Raw genomic sequence first — 26231 nt, forward strand, 5'->3', positions numbered from 1 at the left:
TCCACGCTGGTTGAGAATGCAAATGCCCGGGCTGATCCCGGGCATTTTGTTTTGTGCGTCCACCGGGAGGGTCCCGTAGCCCGGATGGAGCGAAGCGAAATCCGGGGTTAGCTCCGCGATCGGGATTCCCGGATTTCGCTTCGCTCCATCCGGGCTACGGGACCTATCACATGGCCGCACCGCATCCGGCGACTAGGTCGCGCCTACGCGAGGCCCTATAAGCACAGCCCTAGAACCACGCGAGGATAAACATGTCGGAAGCTCAAATCACGGACTGGCTGGCGTCGCAGCGGCAGGCGATGATCGATCTGCTGCGCGATGTCGTGAACATCGATTCCGGATCCTACGACAAGGAGGGCGTCGATGCGGTCGGTGCGCGGTTCGAGCGGCATTTTGCCGAGCACGGCATTCCGTTCCGGCGCGAGAGCAACGCCACCTTCGGCGATGCGATCCATGCCGATGTCGCCAAACCCGGCAGCAACGAGAAGCCGGTGCTGTTGATGGGCCATCGCGACACCGTGTTCGGCAAGGGCGAGGCCGGACGGCGTCCGTTCACGATCGAGGGCAAGCGCGCCTATGGACCCGGCGTTGCCGACATGAAGTCCGGCGTCGTGATGAACATCTTCGTGGCGACCGCCTTCCACAAGTTCGGCGGCAGCCCGCATCCGATCAAGCTGCTGATCACCTCGGACGAGGAGATCGGCTCGCCCTCCTCGCGGCCGGTGATCGAGCGCGAGGGACGCGCCGCACGCGCCGTGTTCAATTCCGAGCCGGGACGGCCGACCGGCAACATCGTCACCGGCCGCAAGGGCGGCATCTTCATGCACTTTGCCATCACCGGCAAAGCCGCGCATTCCGGTGCCAATTTCGCCGCGGGCATCAGTGCGATCGGCGAGCTCGCGCACAAGATCGTCCATATCCACGCGCTGACCGATCTCGACAAGGGCATCACGCTGAATGTCGGTCTCGTCTCGGGCGGGCAGTCCGTGAACACCACGGCGCCCTCAGCCGAGGGCCAGATCGACCTGCGCTATGTCGATCCGGCGGATCGTGCGAGGATCATGGCGGCGATCGAGACCATCATCGCGACGTCCTACGTTCCGGGTACCAGCGCGACGCTCACGGTGAAGGGCGAGTTCGTGCCGGTGGTGCAGAGCGCGGAGTCGAAGGCGCTGTTCGAAGGCTATCAAGCCGCCGCAAAGCGGGTCGGCCTCACCACGCTCCAGGGCGAGTTTTCCGGCGGCTGCGCCGATTCTGGCTTCACCGCTGCGGTCGGCACGCCGACGATCTGCGGCCTCGGGCCGGTTGGCGGGCTCGCGCACACGCCGGAGGAATATCTCGAGCTCGACAGCATCGTGCCGCGCGCCCAGGCGCTGGCGCTGGCGATTTTGAAGGGATGAACGAAGGTGCCGTAGGGTGGCAAAGCGAAGCGTGCCCACCAATTCGGTCGTCGCGGATATGGTGAGTACGGCGCAAGAGCACCTTTGCCCACCCTACGAGACTCGTCATTCGTGGTTGTACGTGGATGGCCGGGTCAAGCCCGGCCATGACGCGTTGAGAGGACCGTCACGAATAACTCGGCGCGTCCGGCTTGCGGAAGATGTGGATGGGGTCGCCCGGCACGATCGGCTGGCCGCTGAACATCGCATAGGCGTAGAGCGCGAGGTAGCCGATCGCGAGCGCGCCGATGGCGTAGAAGGCCCAGGTGGCGACGCGCTTCATCGTTCCGCTCCATTGCCGTCCCGGACGGGACGGCTCAAGGCGCTTCTAGAGCGATGACGAGGAAAATGCCAGCCTGCGGGCCGCCCTAGCGTAGCGATCAAACGCCGCGCAGGCCGCGGGAGGGAACGCTGACCTCGGCGAGCCTCGCCGCGTCTTCGTCCTGGTCGACCGCCACGTACTGGCCGTGCCAATAGGCCAATGCAGCATTGCGGGTCGAATTCCTGACGCTGCTGACGCGGCCGATGACGATGCCGTGCGAGTGCCGCTCGACGATCTCCTCGACCTCGCAATCGACCGCGGACAATGCACCGACCAGCAGCGGAACGCCCGAGACCGCCGTCACCCACTGGCTGCCTGCAAAGCGATCGGCGCCCTTCAGCCCACCCTTGCCGGCAAAACGCTCGGCGACGTCCAGCTGATCGGCCGCGAGCATATTCACCCCGAAGGCACCGTAACGCTTGATCAGCGGGAAGGACGAGGCATCGCGGTTGATGCTGACCAGCAGCGTCGGCGGATCGACCGACAGCGAGGTCACCGAGGTGACCGTCATGCCGGTGATGTCCTTGCCTCGCCCGGCGGTGATGACACTGACACCGCCCGTGAGGTGGCGCATGGCGCCGCGGAAATCGGCGGACGAGACGGCAGTTTCAATCATGAGATCGCGGGGCACTACATTCATGGCATGGTCCCCGAAGCGGGGTTCCCCTGTATTTAGGTACGATCGTCCGCCGACAAAAGGTGGCTCAGGATCGAGCCTTCGAGGCTTGCGAGCTCGGCGGAGCCGCGTTCGCGCGGCCGGGCGGCGTTAACCGTAACATCGTGGGCAATCCGGCCCTCGTCGATCACCAACACCCGGTCGGCCAGCGCGACCGCCTCGGCGACGTCGTGGGTCACCAGGATCGCAGTAAAGCCCTGGTCGCGCCAGACCCGTTCCAGCAACCGCTGCATCGAGATGCGGGTCAGCGCGTCCAGCGCGCCGAGCGGCTCGTCGAAGGCGAGCACGCGGGGACGGGAGACCAGCGCGCGGCCGAGCGCGACGCGCTGCTTCTGGCCGCCCGACAGCACCGAGGGCCACTGATCGCGTTTGTCGGCGAGCCCGACCTCGGTCAGCGCCTTCTCGGCGCGCGCATGCGCATCACCGGAGGCACGATCGCGGCCGAGCCCGACCTCGACATTGGCGAGCACGCGCGCCCAGGGCAGCAGGCGCGGCTCCTGGAACATCACGCGGATGTCCTCAGGCTGGACATCCTGGCCGAAGCTGATGCTGCCGGCCTCGAACTTTTCCAGGCCGGCGATGAGACGCAAGAGCGTGCTCTTGCCGCAACCGCTCTTGCCGACGATCGCCACGAACTGGCCGGCGGGGATGTGCAGGTCGATGCCGCGCAGCACCTCGTTGTCGCCGAAGGACTTGCGCAAGCCGCGAATGTTGAGCGGCAGGCCCGTGGTCTGCGCCGGGCGCTCCTCGCGCACGACGCGTGCCTGCGGTACGAAATTGGCGCGGCTGGCGAGCTCGGTTTCAGGAAGGGCCGTACGAAGAGCTGTCTGCATGTGATTCCCAGTATTTCTGCTCAGCGTTTCTGGAAGGCGGGGTGCCAGGAGAGCGTCAGGCGCTCCAGCACACGGGAGGCGCTGTCGGCGAGCTTACCGAGCAGGGCGTAGATCAGGATCGAGAGCACGACGACGTCGATCAGCATGAACTCGCGCGCCTGCATCGCCATGTAACCGAGGCCCGAGGAGGCCGCGATGGTCTCGGCGACGATCAGGGTAAGCCACATGATGCCGAGCGCAAAACGGATGCCGACGAAGATCGAGGGCAACGCGCCAGGGAAGATCACCCGGCGGAACAGCTCGCTGTCGGTCATGCCGTAGATGCGGCCCATCTCGATCAGCTGCGGATCGACGGTACGAATGCCGTGCAGCGTGTTGAGGTAGATCGGAAAGAACACGCCCAGCGCTACCAGGAACAGCTTTGCGCTCTCGTCGATGCCGAACCACAGAATCACCAGCGGGATCAGCGCCAGATGCGGCACGTTGCGTACCATCTGCAACGTGGTGTCGGTGAGCTTGGCCGAGAGCTGCGACAGGCCGTTGGCGAGACCGAAGGCGAAGCCGATGCCGCCGCCGATCAGGAAGCCGATCGAGGCGCGCCAGAACGACACCCAGATGTTGCGGACGAGCTCGCCGGAGAGCAGCAGCTTCCAGCCGGCGAGCACGACATCGCTCGGCGCCGGCAGCACGCGAACCGGCACGAAGCCGGTGACGCTCGCGACCTGCCAGATCGCGATGATGGCGATCGGCACGATCCACTGGATCAGGCCGTCAAGCCGCGGCAGGCGGAAGCTGCGCGGAAGTGAAACGCTGTCGATCAGGCTCATGACTCGGACACTCGCTGCTGCGGACGGTAATCGCTGCCGACGGTCTCGCCAAAGGGACCGCCGTTGAAGTGCAGCTTGGTCACGTTGCTCGGCTGCTCCAGCGAGAGTAGCGGGAAGACCAGCTCGGCGAAGCGATAGGCTTCCTCCAGATGCGGGTAGCCCGACATGATGAAGGTATCGATGCCGATGTCCTGATACTCCCTGATGCGGGCCGCCACCGTCTGGGCGTCGCCGACCAGCGCCGTGCCGGCGCCACCGCGCACGAGACCGACACCGGCCCACAGGTTCGGGGCGATCTCGAGCTTGTCACGCTTGCCGCCGTGGAGCTGCGCCATGCGCTGCTGGCCGACGGAGTCCATGCGGGCAAAGTTCTTCTGCGCCAGCGCGATGGTGTCGTCGCTGACATGCCTGATCAGCTCGTTTGCGGCACGCCAAGCCTCTTCATTGGTCTCGCGGACGATTACGTGAAGACGAATGCCGAAGGAGAGCTTGCGGCCGCGCGCAGCTGCGACCTCCCTCACCTTCGCGATCTTCTCGGCAACCAGAGCCGGCGGCTCGCCCCAGGTGAGATATTTGTCGACGGCGTCGACGGCGACGTCGATGCCGGCATCGGACGAACCGCCGAAATAGAGCGGCGGCCGTGGCGACTGCACCGGCGGAAACAGCAGCTTGCCACCCTCGACATGGATGTGCTTGCCCTCGACATTGACGGTCCTGCCAGCGAGCAGGTCGCTATAGACGCTGAGGAACTCGCGGGTGACCTCGTAGCGCTCGTCATGGCCGAGGAAGATGCCGTCGCCCTTGTTCTCGACGGGATCGCCGCCGGTGACGACATTGACGAGAAGCCGGCCGTTGGTGACGCGGTCGAGCGTCGCGGTCATCCGCGCCGCCACGCTCGGCGATTGCAGGCCGGGCCTGACAGCCACGAGGTAGCGCAGCCGCTCGGTGAACGGCGCAACCGAGGAGGCCACGATCCAGGAATCCTCGCAAGATCGTCCGGTCGGCAACAGCACGCCGTAATAACCGAGCTGGTCGGCAGCCTGCGCGATCTGGCGGAGATAGTTGAAGTTGACCTCACGCCCGCCGATGCCGGTGCCGAGATAACGGCCGTCGCCGTGGGTCGGCAGGAACCAGAGGATGTTGGCGTTGGACTGCTTACTCATGTGCTTGCTCACGATCCGGGTTTCCGGGCGACGTCGGAAATCTTGATGGATTTGGGGATCAGGTTGAGCGCGAAGAACGCATCCGCAACCTGCTGCTGGTCGGCGATGACGGCATCGGTGATCGGCCTGATGCCGTAGGCCTGCCGCTTCAGCGCCACCTCGACCACGGGGACAGACAGGCCGATCGCCGGCGCGAGCTGCTCGGCAACCGCATGGATGTCGCCCTTGGCCCAATCATCGACCGAGCTAAGCTCAGCCAGCACGGCGTCGACGATCTCAGGGTTGGCTTCGAGGAATTTCTTCGAGGCGAAATAGAACTGGTAGTTGGCGACGATGCCGGCGCCGTCGGCGAGCGTGCGCGCGCCGGTGGCGGCTTCCGCGGCGGCCTGGAACGGATCCCAGATCACCCAGGCATCGACCGCGCCGCGCTCGAAGGCGGCGCGCGCGTCGGCCGGGGCCAGGAACACCGGCTCGATCTCCGAATATTTGACACCCGCCTTCTCCAGCGCCTTGAGCAGGAGGTAGTGGACGTTGGAGCCCTTGTTGAGCGCGACCTTCTTGCCCTTGAGGTCGGCGACCGATTTCAGCGGGCTGTCCTTCGGCACCAGGATCGCCTCGCCCTTCGGCGCCGGCGGCTCGTAGGCGACATACTGGATCGGCGCGCCGGCGGCCTGCGCGAAGATCGGCGGGGCTTCACCGGTGTTGCCGAAATCGATCGCGCCGACATTGAGCGCTTCGAGCAGCGGCGGGCCGGACGGGAATTCGGTCCACACCACCTTGTAGCCGTTGGCGGCGAGCTTCGGCTCCAGCGTGCCCTTGCTCTTGAGCAGCACCAGCTTGCCGTATTTCTGGTAGCCGATGCGGACCACCTTGTCTTGCTTGTCCTGGCCGTAGGACGTGCCGACCGCGGCGGCAACGATGCCGATCGACAGCACGATGGCCGCGATCAGACGCTGAAGGATACGCCTCATGTTCAAACCCCTGTGCGTGGGAAGAGTGGTCGGCACGATCAGGCTGCCGGGTTGCGCCAGACGATGTCGCGAACGACGATCGGCTTCCGGATCAGGCCGAGCTTGTGGAAGCGGTCGGCGACGCCCTGCTGGGTCACGACGATGTCGTCGGTGACGGGGCCGACCACGAAGTTCGCGCGATCGGCCGCAACCGTCTGGATGTCCAAAGGGACGCCGGTGACGGCGGCGAGCCATTTGGCAACCTCACCGCGGTGCTGTTCGGCCCATTTGCCGGTTGCGGTCGTCACGTCGACGATCTGCTGCAGGATGGCGCCGTGGGTCTTCGCGAACTCACGGTTGGCGATGTAGAAGGAGTTGGTCTTGGTGACTTCGCGCGCATTGATCAGGACGCGGCCGCCCTGCTTGGTCTCGCCGATCGCGAAATAGGGATCCCAGATCGCCCAGGCCTCGATGCTGCCATTGGCGAAGGCGGGACCGGCATCGGGCGGCGTCAGATAGACCGGGGTGATGTCGGCATAGGTGAGCCCGGCCTTCTCCAGCGTCTGCACCACGACATTGTGGGCACTGGACCCCTTGGTGAAACCGATACGCTTGCCCTTCAGATCTGCGATCGATCGGATCGGTGAGTCCTTCGGCACTAGGATGCCCTGGCCGTTGGTGATGGGCTGGCCGGCGGCATAGACGATTGCCGCTCCGGCCGCCTGGGCGAACACCGGCGGGGAATCGCCGACCGAACCGAAGTCGACGCTGCCGACGTTCATCGCCTCCATCATCGGCGGGCCCGAGGAGAACTCGACCCATTTCACGTCGATGCCTTGCGGATTGAAATGCTTTTCCAAGGAAGCCTGCTGGCGCGTGATAACCAGCACGCCCGTCTTCTGGTAGCCGATACGAATTTCCTTCACCGCGCCCTGCGCGTTCGCGCGGGACGAAAATGCAGCAGCGGCCGCAGTTCCAACGGAGAGCTTGAGAAAATCACGACGCTGCATTCCACACTCCCGGCCGCCTGCGGCCGTCATTCCCTTGCGTTGCAGGAATGATGGTGCGGGTCAGCGGAGGTGTCGAGACGCCCAGGAAAATAGCGATGCCAGCACTGCGCGCGTAGCGGAGCGCATGATTAATCTTTCAAACCGCGGAGCGAATGCAGAGGGATTTTTTCCGCACGCGAATGTGAGAGCCGCGGGACTCCAGCCGACGCTCACAGCGCCAGAACATGAAATGTCGAAAACAACCCCATGCACAGTAGCCGGGCCGTGCGAAAACAATGACCTACGCATTTTCCGAAATGAGATTGACTCGTCGGGCAAAACAGGGGCAAGATGGCATCATGGCGGACTGGGGTTGCTGAGGCGCGGAGCTCCTTCCACCACCTCTGCTGTCATGCCCCGCGAAGGCGGGGAATCCAGTACGCCGCGGCTTATCGATTCAACCATAATTGTCTCGGAGTACTGGATCGCCCGCTCAAGCCGGGCGATGACACCGCAACTGTGGCAAGCGCGTGCCTTGATCCCGTGCGAAGCGCAGATGCCTTTCGAGCTAATGCACCCACCTCACTGGCAAATTCTGCAGCCCGCGGAACGCCCAGCCGCTGATCCGCACCGGCTCGTCATCGGCGATCTCGAGCTGTTTGGCACGGGCGAACACCGTCGGCAGCGCGACGTCGGCAATCATGGCGCGCGAGGCCCAGGCGCCGGCGCAGAAATGCGGGCCGGCGCCGAAGGCGACGCTCTTGGAGGTGTCGCGCCGCACGTCGAACTGGTCGGCGCGCTCAAAATGCCTCTCGTCGCGATTGGCGGAGCCGAACATCAGGAACACGCGCTCATCCAGCTCGAAAGAGACGTCGCGGATGCTCCACGGCTTTGCGATGCGCCGCGGCGACATGCCGATCGGCGAAATCCAGCGGGCGTATTCCTCGAATGCCTCGAGCCAGGTCACCTCGCCCTTGCGCACGAGATCGAGTTGCTCGGGATGGGAGAGCAACGCCCACACCGTGCCGGCGATCGCCTTGCGCGGCTCGTTCTGGCCGCCTGAGATCGCGAGTTTTACATTTGCGCGCACGCTCTCCATCGGCATGCCCGCAGCGAGGAGTACGCCGAGGATACTTTGATCGGGATGCTTGCGCATCACCGGCAGGATGTCGTCGATCGCAGCATCAATGCCCGACGTCGCCGCATGACAGCGCGCCTCGACCGCGGGATCGCCGCCATAGTTCGCGATGCCCTCGATCATGCCTTGCGACCACGCGTCCATGTCCTGGAAGCCGATGTTGGTGAGGCCGGTGATCGACTTCAGGCATTCGCCGGAAAACGGCAGCGCGAAGTCGCGCATGAAATCGATCCGCCCCGGCTCGATTGCGCCGATGATGCGGTCGGCATGTGCCTGGAACAGCGCGGTCCAATGCGCCTTCACCGTCCTCGGCGACACCGTCGGAAACATCGCGCGCCGCTCGACCTGATGCGCCTCGCCGTCCTTGCGCATCATGTTGTGGCCCATCAGCCGGTTCATTAGGCCGGCCGGCTGGTGCGAGGAGAATACGTCGATCTGCTTCTCGGAGATCGAGATGTCGTCGCGGCTCGCAAGCAGCGTCGAGCCGAGCTGCGGCACGAAGGCGATCGGCGCTTCCTTGCGCATTTTTGCGAGCATCGGATAGGGATCGGCCCAGAACGAGGCAGGGTCGATGTCGATGCGCGGCGCGGTGCTCAAGGCGGCCTCTCCCGGGATTCTCGTCTCGTTGAGGCCAGACTAGAGCATCGCGGCGCAGACGTCTGTCCCTAGCGGTAGGGACAGGCGTCGATCCGGCCGCCGGAGCCTAACAACCACCCGGTCTCCAAGCGGAACGCGAACTTACACGGCGCCGGAAACCAGATTGCCGACACAGCTTCTCGACGAAACGAATGTGGACCCGGAGGTGTGCGTGTGGGCAGTCGCCAGCTGTTCTATCTCAAGCGTTCGGCCGCCGCAGTCAGCACAGGATAGCGGGCATAGAACGTGTCAACGCGGTCCCGCCACATCGCCACGAACGCACCCGAGGTGAGACTATCGACCGACTTCCATTCGCGTTTGACCGCAGGCAGCGTGTTCCCCCAGATAGCGCGCTTGCACCATCGCTCGCCCTTCGCCAAGCCCTCCCGGGTTGCGCACATCGACTTCCAGGCAATCCGCTGCGGACGACTGATGTGTTGGGCGGCTCCTTCCCAGCCCTGCTGGTGGATCAGGTAGAGGTCGGAAAAGGTCGGCTTCTTCTGCGTCATTATTTCGAATTGCGCAGCCTCGCTGAGAAACTTGTAGGCGGCGCCCATAGCGTTGTCGCGGGGATTGAGGATGTCGCCCGATCCGTATTTGTTGAACTCAAACTTGCTCAGCTGGAACAGGCCGATATAGGAGCCGGTGCGTTGCTTCGGATTGAAATCGGATTCGATTTTGGCGACCGCCTTCATGAAATTGACATCGACACCGAACGCTTCGGCTGCACGTTCGATCTCCTGGACGGGCGTTCCGAGCGGAACGTTGCGCAACGCCGACAGGGCGATCTTCGCGGGTTTCTCCGGCGGCGGAATTTCCGAGTAGACGTAGTATTTGAGATACGACGGTTTGCCTTCGCCCGGATTGGGCGAAGCAACGGGCGGACGGTCGTGCTGAAGCGTTGCCGAGTTCTCGGGCGACGCCGCCTCAAGGCTGGCGACCTGCAGCATTGGCCCTTGCGAAGTGGTTACATCGGACGGCGGCACCGAGTCCGGCGCCGCGGCGCTGAATCCCGCCGCAACGATCGCATTAGCCGACAATCCTGTATCGAATTTCGTCTCGACGGCCGGGGCCGGAAACGCGGCGCTGGCATTTGCCAGGACCGCCGTCACATTCAGCGTGATGCCGCTGAATGCATCAGCCACTCTTGCATTCGGCGTTGCGATGCTTGGGCGCGGCACCGCGATCTGACCAATCGCGGCAAGCGAAGTCGCTGTCAGCGCGCCGGCAATACAGCTTGCTTGCCAAATCTTCAATGTCGCCAGCCGCGCGGCCGCGGCCCCCCAATTGATCCAACCACAGATCCTCGTGTTCAGCCCGGCCCCAATCCGGTATCGGTTTATTTTTTGGATTCGCCACAACGAAGGCATGAGGCTGGACGGCCCGCATTTTCTCACTGGCTGTTGCGGCCAAGACGCACTGGACAGCGATGCTGACCAACTTCGGAACCCGATCGTTCCGTCACGGGAACCGAGGTCGTCCAGGCAACGTTGGGCAGCAGACTGAAAATGCCTTCAAGGTTCAGACAATTGAGCTGGACGGAACAATCTGTTCCGCGAGGAGATGCCGAGACGCTCATAGGCGCGCGAGCGAGAGGCCCAACGGCGGGCTAAGCATCCGCGGGCGAACGACCATGCATCAGCCAATAGTCGATCTGCCAGCTCTCGTAACCAAGCAACTCGCCAAAGCGCCGTTCGCGATCATCGGACCAAGCTCCGGATTCGCTTAGCAGCGCAAGCATGGCGTCAACCCGCCACTCGCTGCCGGGCAATGTGTAAAACAGCATCCGATATTCGAGCTGCGGCGCGCCAGGACAGGCTTCGATCAACTCGCGTCTTATGAAGCGGCCTTCGGCAACATGCCTGTCGAACATGCGCCAATACCGAATGCAGATGTCTGGCTCGTGGCCAACGATATCCATGAAATATGCGAGGGGCTTGGTCCCCCTCAGCATTAAGCCAAGTTCTCTATTGGTATGATCCAAATAGGGCAGTTGACGATGCCATTCGGAATGCATGTTGAGCATGTTGGTCGCACAACGTTAATTTCTGCTAAGGGGTCACGCGCGAACATTCCAGAGCGAAGTCAGGGCCGGCTTCGAGCGAAATCCAGACAATTGCAGTGAGCTATACGGCGCTGTCACTTTCATCATGACGGCGAGCCTCTCATGGTGGCTGAGGCATCTCGCAAAGGAACGGCTAACCACGTTGCGACGGCTGCAGAGGCGAGGGCATGGAAAGGCCGAACAACCAATGATAGCATGTTCTGCCTGAGGCCAACCAAGGGGATTATCGTGCCTGGAATGACCAAGCTTCGCTCTTGGTTTCTGCCCGTTGCTGTGTGGATCGCTCTTGTCGGAGCTTTCGTCGCCTTGTTTGCGTTCACGTCAGGCAGCGGTTTGCCGTACTGGTTGGTGAGTCTTGTTGTCTCCTGGTTGCCGTTCATTGTGCTGATGAGCATCTGGGTGTGGCTCTCGCGCAGGAATAGGCGCGCATCCTCCGGGACGAGCCTGGTCGATCTCTACGAGCAGCAGGTCTTCGAATCCCAACGCACGAATGCGTTGTTGGAGAGGATCGCGACGGCTCTTGAAAAGCCGTCCGCCGGTTAGCTCGAACACTGATGCATCGCGGGGGGAACAGGATGCGCTCCGGGATTTCCGCGCATGTCTGGCTGGCGGCCTTGGTATTCGCAGCGGCCGCTGCCGTCAGCCGGCCGGCGGCAGCCGACGATCGACAGGAGTGTTTGAACGGATCGAGGGAAACCGCCGCCGCGACCATCGCCGCCTGTACACGCGCGATCGAAAGCGGAGACAGCAATGACCAAGACCTGTCCGCCCTCTATCATGCGCGCGGCTACGCCTGGTCATGGACAAGCCTTGCCGATCTCGACGACCGAGCCTTGAAAGACTTTACCGAGGCGATCCGAGCTAACCCGAAATCCGGCGGATCACTGCTCAATCGGTCGCACATCTACAACCAACGGCACGACTACGACCGGGCGATAGCGGACGTTAACCAGGCGTTCGAAGGTGGCTTGTCGAACTATGGAAAGCGGGTCGGATACGGCGAGCGCGGCTACGCCTATCAGGCCAAAGGCGACAATGACCGTGCCATCGCGGACTATACCGAGAGTATCCAGCTTGGTGCGCACAATAGTTTCGCTCTCACCGCGCGAGGCAACGCCTATTTTGCCAAGGGCGATTTTGATCGTGCCACCGCCGACTACGACCGGATGATCGCACTCGATCCGGAATATGCTCACGACTATTCCGCTTACAGCAATCGCGCCATTGCGCACCTGTCCAAGGGCGATTTCCGCGGCGCCATCGCGGACTTCGATCGGCGGCAGGCGCTATCATGGCTCGCTGCTGCTGCCTTTTTAGCAGTGGTGATCTGGCTTTGTTGCCGAAGGAGCGCCCATTTGCCGGGACGGTGGTCTGGGCCGACGATGGTTCAGATGTGCGAGAATGAACTCGTCGAGATAAAGCGCCGGAACGCCGCCTTGGAGAGTATCGCGACGGCTATCGAGAAGCGATCGTCGGGTTAGATAGAATAGCCTCCTTGTCCTCAGTTGCAGACCGAGGACAGAGGACTGACTCACCGGGCTTCGGCGATCTTCGGTCCGGATGACAACATCTGCGCGTTAGCCGCCAGGGGCCGCTTCGACGGCGATGCCGGGTCGGGCAACCGGAAAGCGGCGTCGGCCGGCGCTCCCTGGGAGGGCCTGCGGGCGGCGGTTGCCGGAAGCACGATCACTTTCGCTCCGACTTTCACCCGCTCGTAGAGGTCCGTGACGTCGTCATTGGTCAGCCGGATACAGCCCGACGAAACCTTCTTCCCGATCGTATCGGGATTGTTGGTGCCGTGAATGCGATATTCGGTCTCGCCGAGATACATCGCCCGGGCGCCGAGCGGATTGCCGGGACCGCCCGCCATGAACCGCGGCAGATAGGGCTGACGCGAGACCATCTCCACAGGCGGATGCCAATCCGGCCATTCTGCCTTACGGGCCACAGTCTGCTCACCGGACCATGTGAAACCTTCGCGCCCGACACCAATGCCGTAGCGCATCGCCTGCCTGTCGTTCAGAACGAAATAGAGGAATGTGTTTCCGGTATCGATGATCACGGTGCCCGGCGTCTGGCGGCTGGCGTAGTCGACCACCTGCCGGACAAGCGCTCCGGGAACGCCAGCGTCGGCTTTTGGTGGTTCGACCAGAGCCGCCGGGGCCGGGATCGGAGCCGGGACCGGGACCGGGACCGCAGCCGGAGCTGGCGCTGATACACGAGCTGGAGTTGCCACGTAAACCGGAGTTGACGACGCCTGGGCAAGTTGTGCGGACGGTTTTCGTATCGGTTGCACGTCCGCCGGACCAGACAGCAAGCTATACCCCACGACGGCGACGGCCACGGCGCCAATTGCGACTCTCGCGGCCATGGGTATTGCGAGGGCCTCTGCCTTCTTACGTTTGGCCCGCTTGCTCATGTCTTTCCCCAGGTCACCATGCCCTGGAAGAGGTACCCAGCAAAATTTAAGAAACTTCGAAGCGACGTGGCTTGGGCTGGAACCGTTGGCGATGGTTAACGCCGAACCCTCGTTCGGCGGCATGAAAGTTGAGACTGACGCTCGATATCAATTTGGCGACGTGGACGACGCGTATCTCATTGCGGGACGAACGAGCTCCGAAGCGCCCCGGCGGAGCGAACACGCTCCGACCTTTCGTTAACGGCGGCCCTTGGGTCACGAGCTGACCTCGCCAGCTTGGTCGACCGAGCCGGCTCAACGCCGCAGAGCAGACATGGAGGTTCCGGCATCGAATGTCGGCTATGGGCCCAATAGGCGACATCGGCCGGCACCGAAGTCCTCTGGCTGCGTCAGCAGTCGGCAGCGAGGAACAGGTGATGGCCTGCTCCTCGCCATGCTTTTAGTCCACGAGTTCGAAGTCGCCCGGCTTCCAGGTCTTGTCGAACCAGGGCTCCAGCGGGCCATACAGCCGCAGCAGCGTGTTCCAACCCTTGCCCGGCGTGGTCTGGACCCAGTTGCCTTCCTGCCCTCCCGGTGCTTTCGGCCCAAACCAGATGGTGGCCGAACCATCAGGATTCTTTTTCATGGTGGGTTGATTGCTGTCGATGCCGGCCAGCGCCTGGTCGGTCTCCAACATGGAGCGGGTCTGATTGTCGTAGACGGCAAACGACCAGAAGTCCTTGGCGGGGATCGGGGCAGGCAACGTAATCTTGTAGGTCTTTCCACCGTCGAAATAGCGACCTAGGGAATCCCGCGCCGCGATCGCGTAAGCCGAGCCGGAGCCGGGCTTCGCCGCTGCCATGAGCGGCGTGATGCCGGTGGCGTAATAGTGGAACAATACCCGCGCATCGAGCATCCGCTCCCCATTCTCAGTGAAATCGTACCTGCCACCAATAAAGCCAGTGTACCACTGGCGGTCCGGGTAGAACTTCGCCCGCGGATCGCGCGAGTCGAAAAGGATTGCGCGCGCAGTTGCATTGCCCACCGCAACCGCGTCAGTCAGGATCGCCTTCATCCGCGCGTCAGGTGCGAACGGTTTGCCCTTCTTGATGCCGATTGCCGCGAACAGGCCGACAGTTTCCGGATCGAAAGCATCGGCGGGTTCGTTCTGAACCACCGCGTTGAGTTCCTCATAGAAACGGAAATCGTTGGCGTGGATCGTGTTGAACTGCTTGCCCGACGTGTTGACGAACTCTTGCGCCGGCGGGTTAGCCGCGGCCGACAGGGGATATATCCGCGCACTGGCCTTGACGCTGCGTACCGCGGCGGCGACATCGCCGTCCCTGACGAACGCGCGGTAGATGATCAGATTGCCGTTGGTCGGTGTCTTCTGCACGTGATAGCCGTCGGCCGGGATATTGCCGTTGTAGCGGGGAGGCACGAACAGGTACTTACCACCCTTGCCGCCATCCGGGCCTCCAAACCCGAAGTCCGTAACGTAGCGGAAATAGGCATCGTCAACCGGCCCCAGCACATTCGGGGCAACCTCCACCACGATCGGTCCGTCCTTGAGGTCCATGCAGGCAAAGACGTAGACCGTGGTCGAATTCGGCGTCAGGAACAGCGTGCGCGCATCCATCAGGTTTTCGGTGATGCCGATGCCCTGGTTTGGTTTGATGCCCGCCTCCTCGAAGCCTTTGCACATCGCATATCTCGACGTCGCGGGCATGCCTTTGAGGAACGCTTCGACGCCGCGCGAAAAATCGAGGTTGTCGTAGAGTCGCTGGCTGGTCTCCCGATCGGGCACGCCATCGGTAAACTTCAGCATGCCGATTCGAGACTTCACTTCATCTGGCGTCAGGATGGATTCCGGCACCTTGGCCGAGTATTTAGGCTTCTGCGCATTCTGCGCGAACAGCGGTGTGCCGAACGTGCTCGCGAAGACAAGGATTCCAGCAACGATCGGCTTGAAGAGTCGGGCTTTCATCGGGCGCCTCCTCCGTGCTCAATTCACTTCCTCGACATCGTTCATCTTCCACGTCCTGTCGAAATATGCCTTCTCGGGGCCGTAAAGACGAAACATGACGAAGAAATCCTCGCCGGTTGGAAGCCAGTTCGCCTCCTTGCCGGGCGGGGCGCTGGGTGCGAAATAGAGGTCCACGCTGCCATCCGCGTTCACTTGTAGCTTCGACTTGTCGTAGGAGGACAAGCCGACCCGGTTTTGCGGGTTGGGGATCATCGACTTCGTCTTCATGCTGTAGACGATCCCCGACCAGAAATCGCGCGCGGGCGTGTCGGCAGGCACGTGGAGCCGGTAGGTATCCTGGCCCGTGAGAAGCCGGCCCGCGCTGTCGCGCATCGCGATCGGATAGGCGCTGGCCGCGAGCTTCTTCGGTAGAAATATGGCCCAGAACGCAAAGCTACCGGCCCGCGCGTCCACAAGGAGCCTTCCATCGACCAGGAAGTCCATCCCCTCCTTCTGGGGCAGATTGAACTCCCCCCACTGACGGTCAGGCCAGCATAGAGCGATCCCCTTTCCCGGGGTCGTGAAATCGTCCTGCATGACCGCATAGGCTTCCTGCACGGCGCGCTCGAATATTTGCGCCTGCCCAGGGGACGGATTGAAGGGCTTGCCCTTCTCAATTCCGATGCTTGCCAACAGGCCCAGCATGACCGCGTCCCACGCCTGCGCCGGTTCGTCGTTGACGACCGCCGCCAGGTCCCGGAAGTAGGTCAGGTCATAGACCGGGAGGGTCTTCCACGGTTGCGGATAGGCATCGACATAGGTCGTTCGCGGATTTGACGCCTCCGCGAGCGGATAGACTTTCAACGTCTTGCTGTAGGCAACCGCATCGGCGAGCGCGCCTTTTCCTATGATGATCGGTCGCAGTGCCACATGTACGAAGACGGTCGGCGACTGGATAACGATGTAGCCGTCGGGCCGGGAACCGGTGTGTCCGGGCGGGAGGAACAGATATTTTCCGCCCTTGCCCGCGTCATCGCCACTTGGCCCGACATCGGCCAGCGGCACCTCCCAGCTATCGACGGCGCTGCCAAAGAGTGCGACCTTGCCGCTGGCAGGTGGAACGTCGAGAACCACCGGTCCCCGACGCAGATCGAGAACCGAGATGACGTATGGCGTCTGGTTGTTGGCGGTCATGAATTCGTGCCGCGCTTCCATCGGCCTGGAGAAATAGACGACCTGGTTGAAATCGGCGCCGATCCCGGCAAAGCTCTTTCTCATGCCCGCCATGGATACCGCCGGCATTGCCCATATTGCCGCTTCCACGGCACGGCGCTCCATCGTGCGACGGGCATTATCCTCGCCGGAATTTTGCGCTTGCAACGACATCGTTGCAAAGATGAGAGCAACGGCAGAAAGGACGACCTTCCTCATGTGCGCGCTCCAAGTTAGCGGTGGCCGATCCGTATCCAGTCCTTCCAATGCTCAACTAAGGGGCGAGACGGAATGATATCTTCAATTTCGGCGAGACAAACACGCGAATGTTCGCTTTGGGTCAAAAGGCGAAAACCCTGGCGGCAGATTGCATGTCCGCTTTGCTCTCGGAAGCAGATATCGCTGACCAAGCCCCCTCAGTTCAGGCCGCGTGGTCCTGCCAGCAGGCCCAGCACGATCGAGAACAATTCATTCTGCGAGGAGATGCCGAGCCGCTCATAGGCGCGCTTGCGGTAGGTCAGGGTCGAATGCAGGCTGATGCCGAGCGTTTGCGAGATCGCCTCGGAGCTGAAGCCGAGCAGGATGCGGCGGCAGACGTCCTGCTCGCGCGGCGTCAGCGCAGAGAGAGGCGCGCGCGTTGCGAACAACGCGGCGAGGTTCTGGTCGGGCGTCGTGGTGGGCGCCTGCTGGAAATGACGCGCAACGCTGGCGCCGATCGCAGGCGCAATAACCTGGAGCCGCGCACGCTCAGTGTCGCCGAAGCGGCCCTGGGCCGTGATGCGGTAGAAATTGACATAGAAGCAGGTGTCGTCGACCCAGATCGCGGTCGCATATTTGTCGACGATATCAGAGTCATTGAAGAAGATTTTCCGGTAGCGCGCCCCATACATGCGCGGCGCGAACGACGGCAGCATGATCGGCGTGGTGGTCTCAGCCTCGAACAGCGCATCACGATTGGGATCGGATTCATGGAACTGACCGGCATAGGCCGCGCCGAGATCGCTGCCGATCGGGATGTTGCCGGCGTCGAGCAGACAGCTCGCCGCGCCGGTGCGCGTCAGCGCGAACACCATGCAATGGCCGACGCCGGCCTGCCGGCGCAGTGTGTCGATGAGGACATTCGGGAAATCAGGTCGGCCGATGGCGAGCACCGCCGGCGCGATGTCGTTCGCCGCTGGAGTTGAGGCCATGCCGTGGGGCCGCATTGGTTTCCTCCGCAAAAGTTCTTTTGGCGGACGATATCAGCAAGGGGATTTGGCAGGAAGTCGGCTGGGCCGGCGTATGCCGCCTTCTGGGTCCCGGCTCTGCGCAGCAACGTTACACGCTGCAGCGCGTCCGGGACACGAGAGTGTTGCTGGCCGATGCAGAGGATGGCCTCGTGCCCCGGACGCAGCGCAGCGCTTCTTCAGCGGTGCGCTGCAGAGCCGGGGCCCATGCCGCGACAACGGAAACGCCTGCGCCCCTACCCCGCCGCTGCCTTTGCCGTCGCGACGTTGATCGCGAGCTTGCCGTAGCGATCCGTAAACGCCTCGGTGTCGATCTCCTCCAGCTTGATCTCGCCGCTCATGACGCCCTGCTTCCAGGCGGCCTGCGCGGGATCGTTCTGGAATTCCGGCATCACCTCGCGGCCGAACAGCTCGAGCGATTCGCAGATGTGCTCGTGGCTGTTCTTGCCCGCTTGATTCAGCAGGATGACCTGGTCGATATGCGACGACTGGAAGCGCTTCAATTTCTTTCGGATCGTCTCGGGCGAGCCTATCAGGCCGCCGCGCAGCGCGGCCTCCTGCGCCTCGGGATTGTCGCGCTTCCACTTGTTGTACTCGTCCCACATATTGACGGTGTAGGGCGCGGGCCGCTGGCGGTTCTGCGAGGCGCCGTAGAAGCGCAGCGCGAACTGGAAGAAGGTGGCGCCGTCGGCGCGCGCACGCGCTTCCTCGTCCGTCTTGGCGCACATGAAGAACGACACCAGCGCCATGTTCGGATTGATCTCGTAGTCGGCGAGCTTGTGCAATCGCTTGGTCATCGCGTTGTAATAGGCGTGCACCCAGGCATGCGCGGCATCCGCGCTGACGAACTGGAAGCCCAGCGCGCCAAAGCCGTGACGGCCGGCGCGTTCGATGGTCGGCAGTTGCGAGCACGCCATCCACAAAGGCGGATGCGGCTTCTGCACCGGCTTCGGCACGACATTGCGCAGGGGAATGTCGAAATACTTGCCGTGATGCTCGCTGCCCGCATCCCTGAACATCGGGAAGATCGCCTGCACGGCCTCCTCAAACACCTCCTTCTTGGTTTCCATGTCGCGGCCGAACGGCGTCAGCTCGGTGATGGACGCGCTCTCACCCATGCCGAATTCGCAGCGGCCGTTGGAGAGCAGGTCGAGCACCGCGACGCGCTCGGCGACGCGCGCCGGATGATTGGTGGTGAGCTGGAGGATGCCGTGGCCGAGCCTGATGTTTTTCGTGCGCTGGCTTGCCGCCGCGAGAAACGATTCCGGCGAGGGCGAGTGCGAGTACTCTTCCAGGAAGTGATGCTCGACGACCCAGGCGTGGTCGTAACCGAGCTTGTCGGCAAGTTCCATCTGCGAGAGCGCGTTCTGGTAGAGCTTCAGCTCGTCGCCGGCGCCCCAGGGCCGTGGCAGCTGCAGCTCATAGAAGATGCCGAACTTCATGACGCCTCTCCCGCTTATTCTTGTTGCGCTCATCTTAGTGAGCGGGAAGGCGCTGTCTATGCGGTGGCAATTCCGCCGTGCGGGAGAACGCGCTTTTCGGCGCGGCGGCCATTCAGGACCACGCCGATGAAAGTGAAGCGCACCAGCAGATGATAGCTCGCCAGCATCACGGGAATTGCAACGGCGAGAATGATCGCGAATTTGACCAGCCCGGGCCAATCGAACTGCGACAGCGCGACCTGCAGCGCCATCACGATCGGCATGTGGATCAGATAGAGCCAGTAGGACGCATCGGCGAGGTAGCGCCGGGTCGGGCTGAAGCCCGACATGAAGCGGAGCGCAAGGCCGATGGCCGCGAAGGTCGCAATCCATATTGCGGGCGCGTAGAGGATGGCGGAGACAAGCCTGAGTGTCGCGAAACTGACCGGCAGTTTCGGCGCGCCCGGCGCAGACAACATCACACCCGCGAGCACGAAGCTGATCAGGATCAGGACGACCGCGAGCAGGAGGTACGGCAACCAGCGTCGCTCGATGAGGCGCAGCAGATCGACCTGCCGATGCAGCAGCCAGCCGACGGCGAATGCGGAGCCAAAGCCGATCCAGGCCTGCGCGTTGGTGATGAGCGATTGATCCGGCGTCCTCACGCCCATCACGTTGATCCAGCGCTGGTCGAGACAGAATGCGATGCCGATCGGGATCGCCAGAACAAGGGGGGCCAGCGGACTTCTCATGATCCCTGCGAAGACGCGGTCAATCACCGCTCGCCACGTGCCTGATGCATCGAGCCAGACAAATGCGCCGCGCAGCAGCAGCATGGCGACATAGAGCTCGAGCAGCACATAGATGAACCAGAGATGGGCCAGGGGGAAATTCGGCAGCACCGGCGGCCAGCTGCGGGACCAGCCGCCATTCGGGAAATGCGACGCCCAGATCGCGATGAGGCTCATCGGCGTGAACAGGATCGGCCAACCGATCACGAGCGGCAGCCCAATTCTCTGAAGCCTGTCCCGGACGAAGCCCTGGGTGCCCCGGCGATGAAAGCTCATGCGGGCGAAGAAGCCCGCCATCAGGAAGAAGGTCGTCATCCGGAAGACGTGGATCGTGAAGGTCAGCAGGCCCAGCAGCAGGCTTGGATGGGTGTCCTGGATGAACCAGAACCGGGGCGTGGCAGGCACGAACGACATTGCGGCGTGCAGGACGATGCCCAGCAACAGGGCGCCGCCCCTGAGCGCATCGAGGGCGTGGAGCCGTTCCGATGCGGGAGCGGCGGTGGTCGAAGCAGACATGGATGCGCTCTTTCCGGTTGGCGAAAGGTTTCCACCGGCAAATCTGCCCAATCGGGGCGCGGCCCTCTCGCCCGATCCAAAAATCGGCTAGCCGATTTCTCGACGCGGTTCGCGGATGTCAGCCCTATCCGGCCGGCTCAGCGCCTCGCGCCGGAATTCGGTCGGGGTTACGCCGGTCTCGGCCTTGAAGGCGCGGTTGAAAGGTCCGATCGACTGGAAACCCGCATCCATGGCGATGGTCAGCACCGGGACCTCCCGCTGCGCCGCGTCCGAGAGCGCCAGCCTGGCATCCTCGATGCGATAGCGGTTCAGGAACGCATTGAAGTTCCGATAGCCCAGCCCTTCGTTGATGGCCTGGCGCAGCCGGTGCTCGGGAACGCCAAGCCGCGCGGCGAGTGCCCCGATCGCGAGGCCTTCCTGCCGGTAGCTTCGTTCCACGGTCATCAGATGGTCGAGACGCCGCAGCAGGATCGGGTCGACGGCGACCCGGGGGTCGACGGCGACCCGGGCCGTGGAAGCACGATCGGCCCCGCGTCCGCCGCCGGATGCAATCGCCGCGGTGGCGTCGTTGACAGGCACGACCGGCTGCGCGGCAAAAGTCCCCAGCCCGGCGATCATGGCCACCACGAACAGGACCAGCGCGGTCGGCAGACTGCCGGGCGCGCCGGGGACCACGACGGGAATTGCGGCGAAGCCGGCACCGGCCACGACCGCGATGAGCCCGACATTGATCGCCAGCATCGCCAGCCGCAGCCGACGGCGGCGGGCGACCAGATCGGCACGCCAGGTCTTGACCGTCTGGACCGCGGCCGCGAGAGCCAGCGCCAGATTGACCAACGCCAGGCCTCGCCCGCCGGCCCCGGCCAAAGCGGGCGAGTAGGCCCAGCCCAGCGTGAGCGCAAAGCCTGAGGCCACGATGCCAAGCCAGAGGCTGCCGTGCCATCGCCGGAGCACGAAATCGTCGTCGAACGCCGCGCGCGCCCACAGCCAGAACACGACGGGTTGCGCGGACAGGATCGGCAACACCCACCACCATGACGATTTGGGAAAGAACGGGGCGGTCGCGATGGCGTAAAACACGCCACCGGCGGACATGGCCATGCCCAGCAAAGCCTGCTGACTGCCAGCTCGACGCAGCAGCGCCACGAAAATGATCAACAGGAACACGCCGCTCGTTGCGCCGCGAAGACCGAGATCGATGGCCGTGAGCCCCATCACACCCTGCCGTCTCCATTGGGGAGCTCAACTCTCGCATCGCCTTCGCGCGTGCACAATCTAAACTTGCGCGTTTGGCGGTGTCGACAACCATCATCGCAACTCGAGCAGTTGATCCAGATCAACGCGTTAGCAGCCCTGCTGCATTTAAATTGCAGCAAGGCAACGGCCCGGATGCCGTCCCGATTCCTAGACCTTTCAAAGAGACCGAATATGTCGGCCCCTGACGACACGACTTCGCGCGTGCGCCGTAAGCGCATGGAGATTTTCGCTTTCCTGTTCCTGACCGCGGTCGTGATGCCCGTCCTCGCGGTCGGAACGGTCGGCTCTTACGGGCTCGGCGTCTGGATCTACCAGATGTTCGCCGGCCCTCCCGGCCCACCGCCCTCCCCGCATTGACCCCCGAACAGCGAAAGACAGGCATCATGGCCCAATCCACACTCAACCGCCGCGCACTGATCACCGGCCGGGTGCTCACCGCCGACCGCATCGTCGCGCCGCCAGGCTGCGAGATCGCCAGCATCATCGTGCAGGCGCGCCCCGAACGCCTCGACGCGCTGGAAGCGGTGATCGCAGCACTTCCCGGCTGCGAAATTCACGGACGAGACCCGCGCGGAAAACTCGTCGTCGTGACCGAAGCGCCGGATGCCGGCAGCCTCGGCACCCTGCTCAACACCATCCAGTCGCTGCCCAACGTCTATTCCGCGGCGCTCGTCTTCCACGCCATCGAAACCGCCTAACGGACGGGAGAGCCATCATGACATCGCCGAAGCTCGACCGCCGCCAGATGCTGAAGCTCGAGGCCGCCGCGATCGCGGCCGCCGCTGCGGGCATGCCGGCACCTGCTCTCGCCGCCAATCTCGTCGCCGAGCGCGACAACAGCGAACTGAAATGGGACAAGGCCGCCTGCCGCTTCTGCGGCACCGGCTGCTCCGTGATGGTCGCGACCAAGGACAACCGCGTCGTCGCCACCCACGGCGACATCAAGGCCGAGGTCAATCGCGGCCTCAACTGCGTCAAGGGCTACTTCCTCTCCAAGATCATGTACGGCCACGACCGGCTGACGCAGCCGATGCTGCGCAAGACCGGCGGCAAGTACGACAAGAACGGCGAGTTCACGCCCGTGTCCTGGACCGAAGCCTTCGACATCATGGAGGTGAAGTGGAAGGAGGCCTTCAAGAAGCGTGGCCCGAACGGCGTCGCCATGTTCGGCTCCGGGCAATGGACGATCTGGGAAGGTTACGCGGCCTCGAAACTGTTCAAGGCCGGCTTCCGCACCAACAACATCGACCCCAATGCGCGGCACTGCATGGCCTCCGCCGTCGCCGGCATGATGCGCACTTTTGGCATCGACGAGCCGGCCGGCTGCTATGACGACATCGAGGCGACCGACGCCTTCGTGCTGTGGGGCTCCAACATGGCGGAGATGCATCCCATTCTGTGGACGCGCCTCGCCGACCGCCGGCTGTCCGCGCCGCATGTCCGCGTCGCCGTGCTGTCCACCTTCGAGCACCGCTCGTTCGACCTCGCCGACATCGGCATGGTGTTCAAGCCGCAGACCGACCTCTACATCCTCAACGCGATCGCCAACCACATCATCAAGACCGGGCGCGTCGACAAGAACTTCGTCGCCGCGCATACGATCTTCAGGCGCGGGCAGACCGACATTGGCTATGGATTGCGGCCCGAGCATCCGCTCCAGAAAAAAGCAACCGGTGCGGCCAAGGCCAACGACTCCACCGACATGAGCTATGACGAATACGTCAAGTTCATCTCGGACTACACGCTGGAGAAGGCGGCCGAGATGTCCGGCGTGCCGATGAACCGGCTCGAAGCGCTCGCCGAGCTCTACGCGGATCCGAAGACAAAAGTGGTCTCGTTCTGGACCATGGGCTTCAACCAGCACACCCGCGGCGTCTGGTGCAACAACCTCGTCTACAACATCCATCTCCTGACCGGAAAAATCTCCTCGCCCGGCAACAGCCCGTTCTCGCTGACCGGCCAGCCCTCGGCCTGCGGCACCGCGCGCGAGGTCGGCACCTTCTCGCACCGCCTGCCCGCCGACATGGTCGTGACCAACAAGGCGCATCGCGACCACGCCGAGCATCTCTGGCTGCTGCCGGAAGGCACCATTCCCGACAAGAACGGCGCCCACGCCGTGCTGCAAAGCCGGATGCTGAAGGACGGCCTGATCAACGCCTATTGGGTGCAGGTCAACAACAACCTCCAGGCCGGTCCCAACGTCAACGAGGAGACCTATCCGGGCTTCCGCAACCCCGACAATTTCATCGTGGTCTCGGACGCCTATCCGTCGGTGACGGCGCTGGCCGCCGATCTGATCCTGCCGACCGCGATGTGGGTGGAGAAGGAAGGCGCCTACGGCAATGCCGAGCGGCGCACGCAGTTCTGGCACCAGCTCGTCAACGCGCCCGGCGAGGCCAAGTCCGACCTCTGGCAGCTCATGGAGTTCTCCAAACGCTTCAAGATCGAGGAGGTCTGGCCGGAGGAGCTGATCGCCAAGAAGCCGGAGGTTCGCGGCAAGACACTGTTCGACGTGCTCTACAAGAACGGCCAGGTCGACAAGTTTCCGACCTCGGAGATCGAGGAAGGCTACGCCAACGCGGAATCCAAGGCGTTCGGCTTCTACGTGCAGAAGGGACTGTTTGAAGAGTACGCCTCGTTCGGCCGCGGCCACGGTCACGACCTTGCGCCGTTCGAGGCCTATCACCGCGAGCGCGGCCTGCGCTGGCCCGTCGTCAACGGCCAGGAAACCAAATGGCGTTTCCGCGAGGGCAGCGATCCCTACGTCAAGCAGGGCACCGACGTGCAGTTCTACGGCTATCCCGACGGCAGGGCGCGCATCTTCGCCCTGCCCTACGAGCCGCCGGCGGAATCGCCCGACAACGAATATCCGTTTTGGCTCTCGACCGGCCGCGTGCTGGAGCACTGGCATTCCGGCACCATGACGCGTCGCGTGCCCGAGCTCTACAAGGCGTTCCCCGAGGCCGTCTGCTTCATGCATCCCGACGACGCGTCGGAAGCAAAACTCCGGCGCGGCGACGAGGTGAAGGTGGAATCCCGCCGCGGCTTCATCCGCGCCCGCGTCGAGACGCGCGGCCGCGACCGGCCGCCGCGTGGCCTCGTGTTCGTGCCGTGGTTCGACGAATCCAAGATGATCAACAAGGTGACGCTAGATGCCACCGATCCGATCTCGCTGCAGACCGATTACAAGAAATGCGCCGTGCGCATCGAGCGGGTGAACCTGTCATGATGAAACGATTTGGCATAGCCCTGCTCGCGGTCGCAATCGCCGCGGGCGCGAGCTCGCTGACCGCGCAGACGGTGACCTCAGGCCTGCGCGGCCCGGCCCCGCTCAATGACGAGGGCCCGGCGCCGCCGATGCTGCCGAACCGCAACACGTCCGAGAAGGAAACGCGGAACTATCCCGAGCAGCCGCCGGTGATCCCGCACACGATCGACGGCTACCAGATCGACCTCAACGGCAACAAATGCCTGTCCTGCCATGCGCGGGCACGCACCGCGGAATCGCAGGCGCCGATGGTCTCGATCACGCATTTCATGGACCGCGACGGCCAGTTCCTGGCCTCGATCTCGCCGCGGCGCTTCTTCTGCACGGAATGCCACGTGCCGCAGAACACCGCCACGCCGCCGGTGAGCAACGATTTCATCGACATCGACACGCTGCTGTCGCGCGCCAGCCCCGGTGGCCGACGATGACGACGGCCGCTGACGAGCCCAAGGGAAAGGTGGAAGCCAAGCGTAGCTTTATCCTGCGCTGCTGGGACTTCGCGCTAGAGCTCTGGCAGGTGCTGATCCGGCCGAGCTCGGTGTTCGGGCTCGGCGTGCTGGTGCTCGCGGGCTTTGCGGCCGGCGTGATCTTCTGGGGCGGCTTCAACACCGCGCTGGAACTGACCAACACCGAGAAGTTCTGCACCGGCTGCCACGAGATGAAGGACAACGTCTACGCCGAGCTGAAGTCGACCATCCACTTCACCAATCGCTCCGGCGTGCGCGCGACCTGCCCGGACTGCCACGTGCCGCACAACTGGACCGACAAGATCGCGCGCAAGATGCAGGCCTCCAAGGAGGTCTGGGGCAAGATCTTCGGCACCATCGACACCCGCGAGAAATTCCTCGACCACCGGCTCGAGCTCGCCGCACATGAATGGGCGCGGTTCAAGGCCAACGATTCCCTGGAATGCCGCAACTGCCATAGCGCCGATTCCATGGACATCACCAAGCAGTCGCCGCGGGCCTCGGTGGCGCACCAGCGCTTCCTGTTCACCAAGGAAAAGACCTGCATCGACTGCCACAAGGGCATCGCCCACCACCTGCCCGACATGCGCGGCGTTCCCGGCTGGCAGTAGGGGCGGCGCCGCCGCTTGAACCGGCGGGGGGAATGGTTAGTTTTGAGGGACGGCGAATCG

At 63.5% G+C, this 26231-nt stretch carries 25 protein-coding genes; 8 read left to right on the top strand and 17 right to left on the bottom strand.

The annotated features are described in order from the left end of the window. Positions 1–251 precede the first annotated feature (251 nt). Positions 252–1400, top strand: coding sequence for a M20 family metallopeptidase (locus AB7008_RS41360; RefSeq protein ID WP_028160972.1), 1149 nt, complete (start codon positions 252–254; stop codon positions 1398–1400). Between the two features lie 166 nt (positions 1401–1566). Here the strand turns inward: AB7008_RS41360 and AB7008_RS41365 are convergent, their stop codons facing one another. From AB7008_RS41365 to AB7008_RS41410, 10 genes are all read right to left on the bottom strand, one after another. Next, entirely contained in the window at positions 1567–1722 is a 156-nt protein-coding gene (locus tag AB7008_RS41365) for a hypothetical protein (protein WP_028160973.1), read from the bottom strand. 97 nt (positions 1723–1819) lie between these two features. Next, entirely contained in the window at positions 1820–2401 is a 582-nt protein-coding gene (locus AB7008_RS41370; protein ID WP_441260680.1) for a flavin reductase family protein, read from the bottom strand. 32 nt (positions 2402–2433) lie between these two features. Next, the gene (locus AB7008_RS41375; protein ID WP_441260681.1) at positions 2434–3270 is read right to left on the bottom strand and encodes an ATP-binding cassette domain-containing protein; all 837 of its coding nucleotides are present in this window, start codon (positions 3268–3270) and stop codon (positions 2434–2436) included. 20 nt (positions 3271–3290) lie between these two features. Beyond that, positions 3291–4097: an aliphatic sulfonate ABC transporter permease SsuC gene (ssuC, locus tag AB7008_RS41380; RefSeq protein ID WP_304491314.1), complete on the bottom strand. Its 807-nt coding sequence runs from the start codon at positions 4095–4097 to the stop codon at positions 3291–3293. Continuing rightward, on the bottom strand, positions 4094–5260 hold the full coding sequence (gene ssuD, locus AB7008_RS41385; RefSeq protein ID WP_028160977.1) for an FMNH2-dependent alkanesulfonate monooxygenase: 1167 nt from the start codon (positions 5258–5260) through the stop codon (positions 4094–4096). The genes ssuC and ssuD overlap by 4 nt, the downstream gene beginning before the upstream one ends. A gap of 8 nt (positions 5261–5268) precedes the next feature. Continuing rightward, positions 5269–6231, bottom strand: a complete 963-nt coding sequence (locus AB7008_RS41390) for a sulfonate ABC transporter substrate-binding protein (protein ID WP_441260682.1) — start codon at positions 6229–6231, stop codon at positions 5269–5271. A gap of 38 nt (positions 6232–6269) precedes the next feature. Continuing rightward, the gene (locus AB7008_RS41395; protein WP_441260683.1) at positions 6270–7220 is read right to left on the bottom strand and encodes a sulfonate ABC transporter substrate-binding protein; all 951 of its coding nucleotides are present in this window, start codon (positions 7218–7220) and stop codon (positions 6270–6272) included. Positions 7221–7767: 547 nt separating this feature from the next. Continuing rightward, positions 7768–8934, bottom strand: a complete 1167-nt coding sequence (locus AB7008_RS41400; protein WP_441260684.1) for a cytochrome P450 — start codon at positions 8932–8934, stop codon at positions 7768–7770. A gap of 233 nt (positions 8935–9167) precedes the next feature. Continuing rightward, positions 9168–10343 (bottom strand): transglycosylase SLT domain-containing protein, encoded by a 1176-nt coding sequence (locus tag AB7008_RS41405; RefSeq protein WP_441260685.1) that lies wholly within the window; start codon positions 10341–10343, stop codon positions 9168–9170. A 239-nt stretch (positions 10344–10582) separates the two neighbouring features. Next, positions 10583–10999, bottom strand: a complete 417-nt coding sequence (locus AB7008_RS41410) for a hypothetical protein (RefSeq protein ID WP_441260686.1) — start codon at positions 10997–10999, stop codon at positions 10583–10585. A gap of 276 nt (positions 11000–11275) precedes the next feature. Here AB7008_RS41410 and AB7008_RS41415 point away from each other — a divergent pair, with 276 nt between their 5' ends. Further along, positions 11276–11581, top strand: coding sequence for a hypothetical protein (locus AB7008_RS41415; protein WP_441260687.1), 306 nt, complete (start codon positions 11276–11278; stop codon positions 11579–11581). 32 nt (positions 11582–11613) lie between these two features. Then, entirely contained in the window at positions 11614–12519 is a 906-nt protein-coding gene (locus AB7008_RS41420; protein WP_441260688.1) for a tetratricopeptide repeat protein, read from the top strand. A 50-nt stretch (positions 12520–12569) separates the two neighbouring features. Here AB7008_RS41420 and AB7008_RS41425 read toward each other — a convergent pair whose 3' ends face one another. The 7 genes from AB7008_RS41425 to AB7008_RS41455 all read right to left on the bottom strand — a co-directional run bounded on the left by AB7008_RS41425 (position 12570) and on the right by AB7008_RS41455 (position 21783). Continuing rightward, positions 12570–13457: a L,D-transpeptidase gene (locus AB7008_RS41425; protein WP_441260689.1), complete on the bottom strand. Its 888-nt coding sequence runs from the start codon at positions 13455–13457 to the stop codon at positions 12570–12572. A 439-nt stretch (positions 13458–13896) separates the two neighbouring features. Beyond that, a complete protein-coding gene (locus AB7008_RS41430) occupies positions 13897–15312 on the bottom strand; it encodes a DUF1254 domain-containing protein (protein ID WP_441260690.1) in 1416 nt (471 codons plus the stop codon). 129 nt (positions 15313–15441) lie between these two features. Next, on the bottom strand, positions 15442–16881 hold the full coding sequence (locus AB7008_RS41435; RefSeq protein ID WP_441260691.1) for a DUF1254 domain-containing protein: 1440 nt from the start codon (positions 16879–16881) through the stop codon (positions 15442–15444). A gap of 149 nt (positions 16882–17030) precedes the next feature. Then, positions 17031–17819 (bottom strand): helix-turn-helix transcriptional regulator, encoded by a 789-nt coding sequence (locus AB7008_RS41440; protein ID WP_441260692.1) that lies wholly within the window; start codon positions 17817–17819, stop codon positions 17031–17033. A 257-nt stretch (positions 17820–18076) separates the two neighbouring features. Then, the gene (locus AB7008_RS41445; protein ID WP_441260693.1) at positions 18077–19282 is read right to left on the bottom strand and encodes an LLM class flavin-dependent oxidoreductase; all 1206 of its coding nucleotides are present in this window, start codon (positions 19280–19282) and stop codon (positions 18077–18079) included. Between the two features lie 56 nt (positions 19283–19338). Continuing rightward, positions 19339–20568: an acyltransferase family protein gene (locus AB7008_RS41450; protein WP_028160988.1), complete on the bottom strand. Its 1230-nt coding sequence runs from the start codon at positions 20566–20568 to the stop codon at positions 19339–19341. An 87-nt stretch (positions 20569–20655) separates the two neighbouring features. Beyond that, positions 20656–21783 carry an AraC family transcriptional regulator gene (locus tag AB7008_RS41455; protein WP_028160989.1) on the bottom strand — a complete coding sequence of 376 codons (1128 nt, stop codon included), beginning with the start codon at positions 21781–21783 and terminating at the stop codon, positions 20656–20658. A 213-nt stretch (positions 21784–21996) separates the two neighbouring features. Between AB7008_RS41455 and napE the strand changes: the two genes are divergently transcribed. Genes napE through AB7008_RS41480 form a run of 5 tightly spaced genes read left to right on the top strand, consistent with a single transcriptional unit; the run spans position 21997 to position 26171 of the window. Then, entirely contained in the window at positions 21997–22182 is a 186-nt protein-coding gene (gene napE / locus AB7008_RS41460; protein ID WP_027532529.1) for a periplasmic nitrate reductase, NapE protein, read from the top strand. Positions 22183–22208: 26 nt separating this feature from the next. After that, positions 22209–22523 (top strand): chaperone NapD, encoded by a 315-nt coding sequence (locus AB7008_RS41465; RefSeq protein WP_441260694.1) that lies wholly within the window; start codon positions 22209–22211, stop codon positions 22521–22523. A 17-nt stretch (positions 22524–22540) separates the two neighbouring features. Further along, the gene (napA, locus tag AB7008_RS41470; protein ID WP_441260695.1) at positions 22541–25054 is read left to right on the top strand and encodes a nitrate reductase catalytic subunit NapA; all 2514 of its coding nucleotides are present in this window, start codon (positions 22541–22543) and stop codon (positions 25052–25054) included. Next, the gene (locus AB7008_RS41475) at positions 25051–25521 is read left to right on the top strand and encodes a nitrate reductase cytochrome c-type subunit (RefSeq protein ID WP_028170240.1); all 471 of its coding nucleotides are present in this window, start codon (positions 25051–25053) and stop codon (positions 25519–25521) included. The genes napA and AB7008_RS41475 overlap by 4 nt, the downstream gene beginning before the upstream one ends. Further along, positions 25518–26171 carry a NapC/NirT family cytochrome c gene (locus AB7008_RS41480; RefSeq protein WP_304491330.1) on the top strand — a complete coding sequence of 218 codons (654 nt, stop codon included), beginning with the start codon at positions 25518–25520 and terminating at the stop codon, positions 26169–26171. Before AB7008_RS41475 ends, AB7008_RS41480 begins: the two co-directional genes overlap by 4 nt. Positions 26172–26231 lie beyond the last annotated feature (60 nt).

It is taken from the genome of Bradyrhizobium sp. 521_C7_N1_3, from assembly GCF_052075975.1.
In the GTDB taxonomy this organism is placed as follows: Bacteria; Pseudomonadota; Alphaproteobacteria; order Rhizobiales; family Xanthobacteraceae; genus Bradyrhizobium; species Bradyrhizobium japonicum.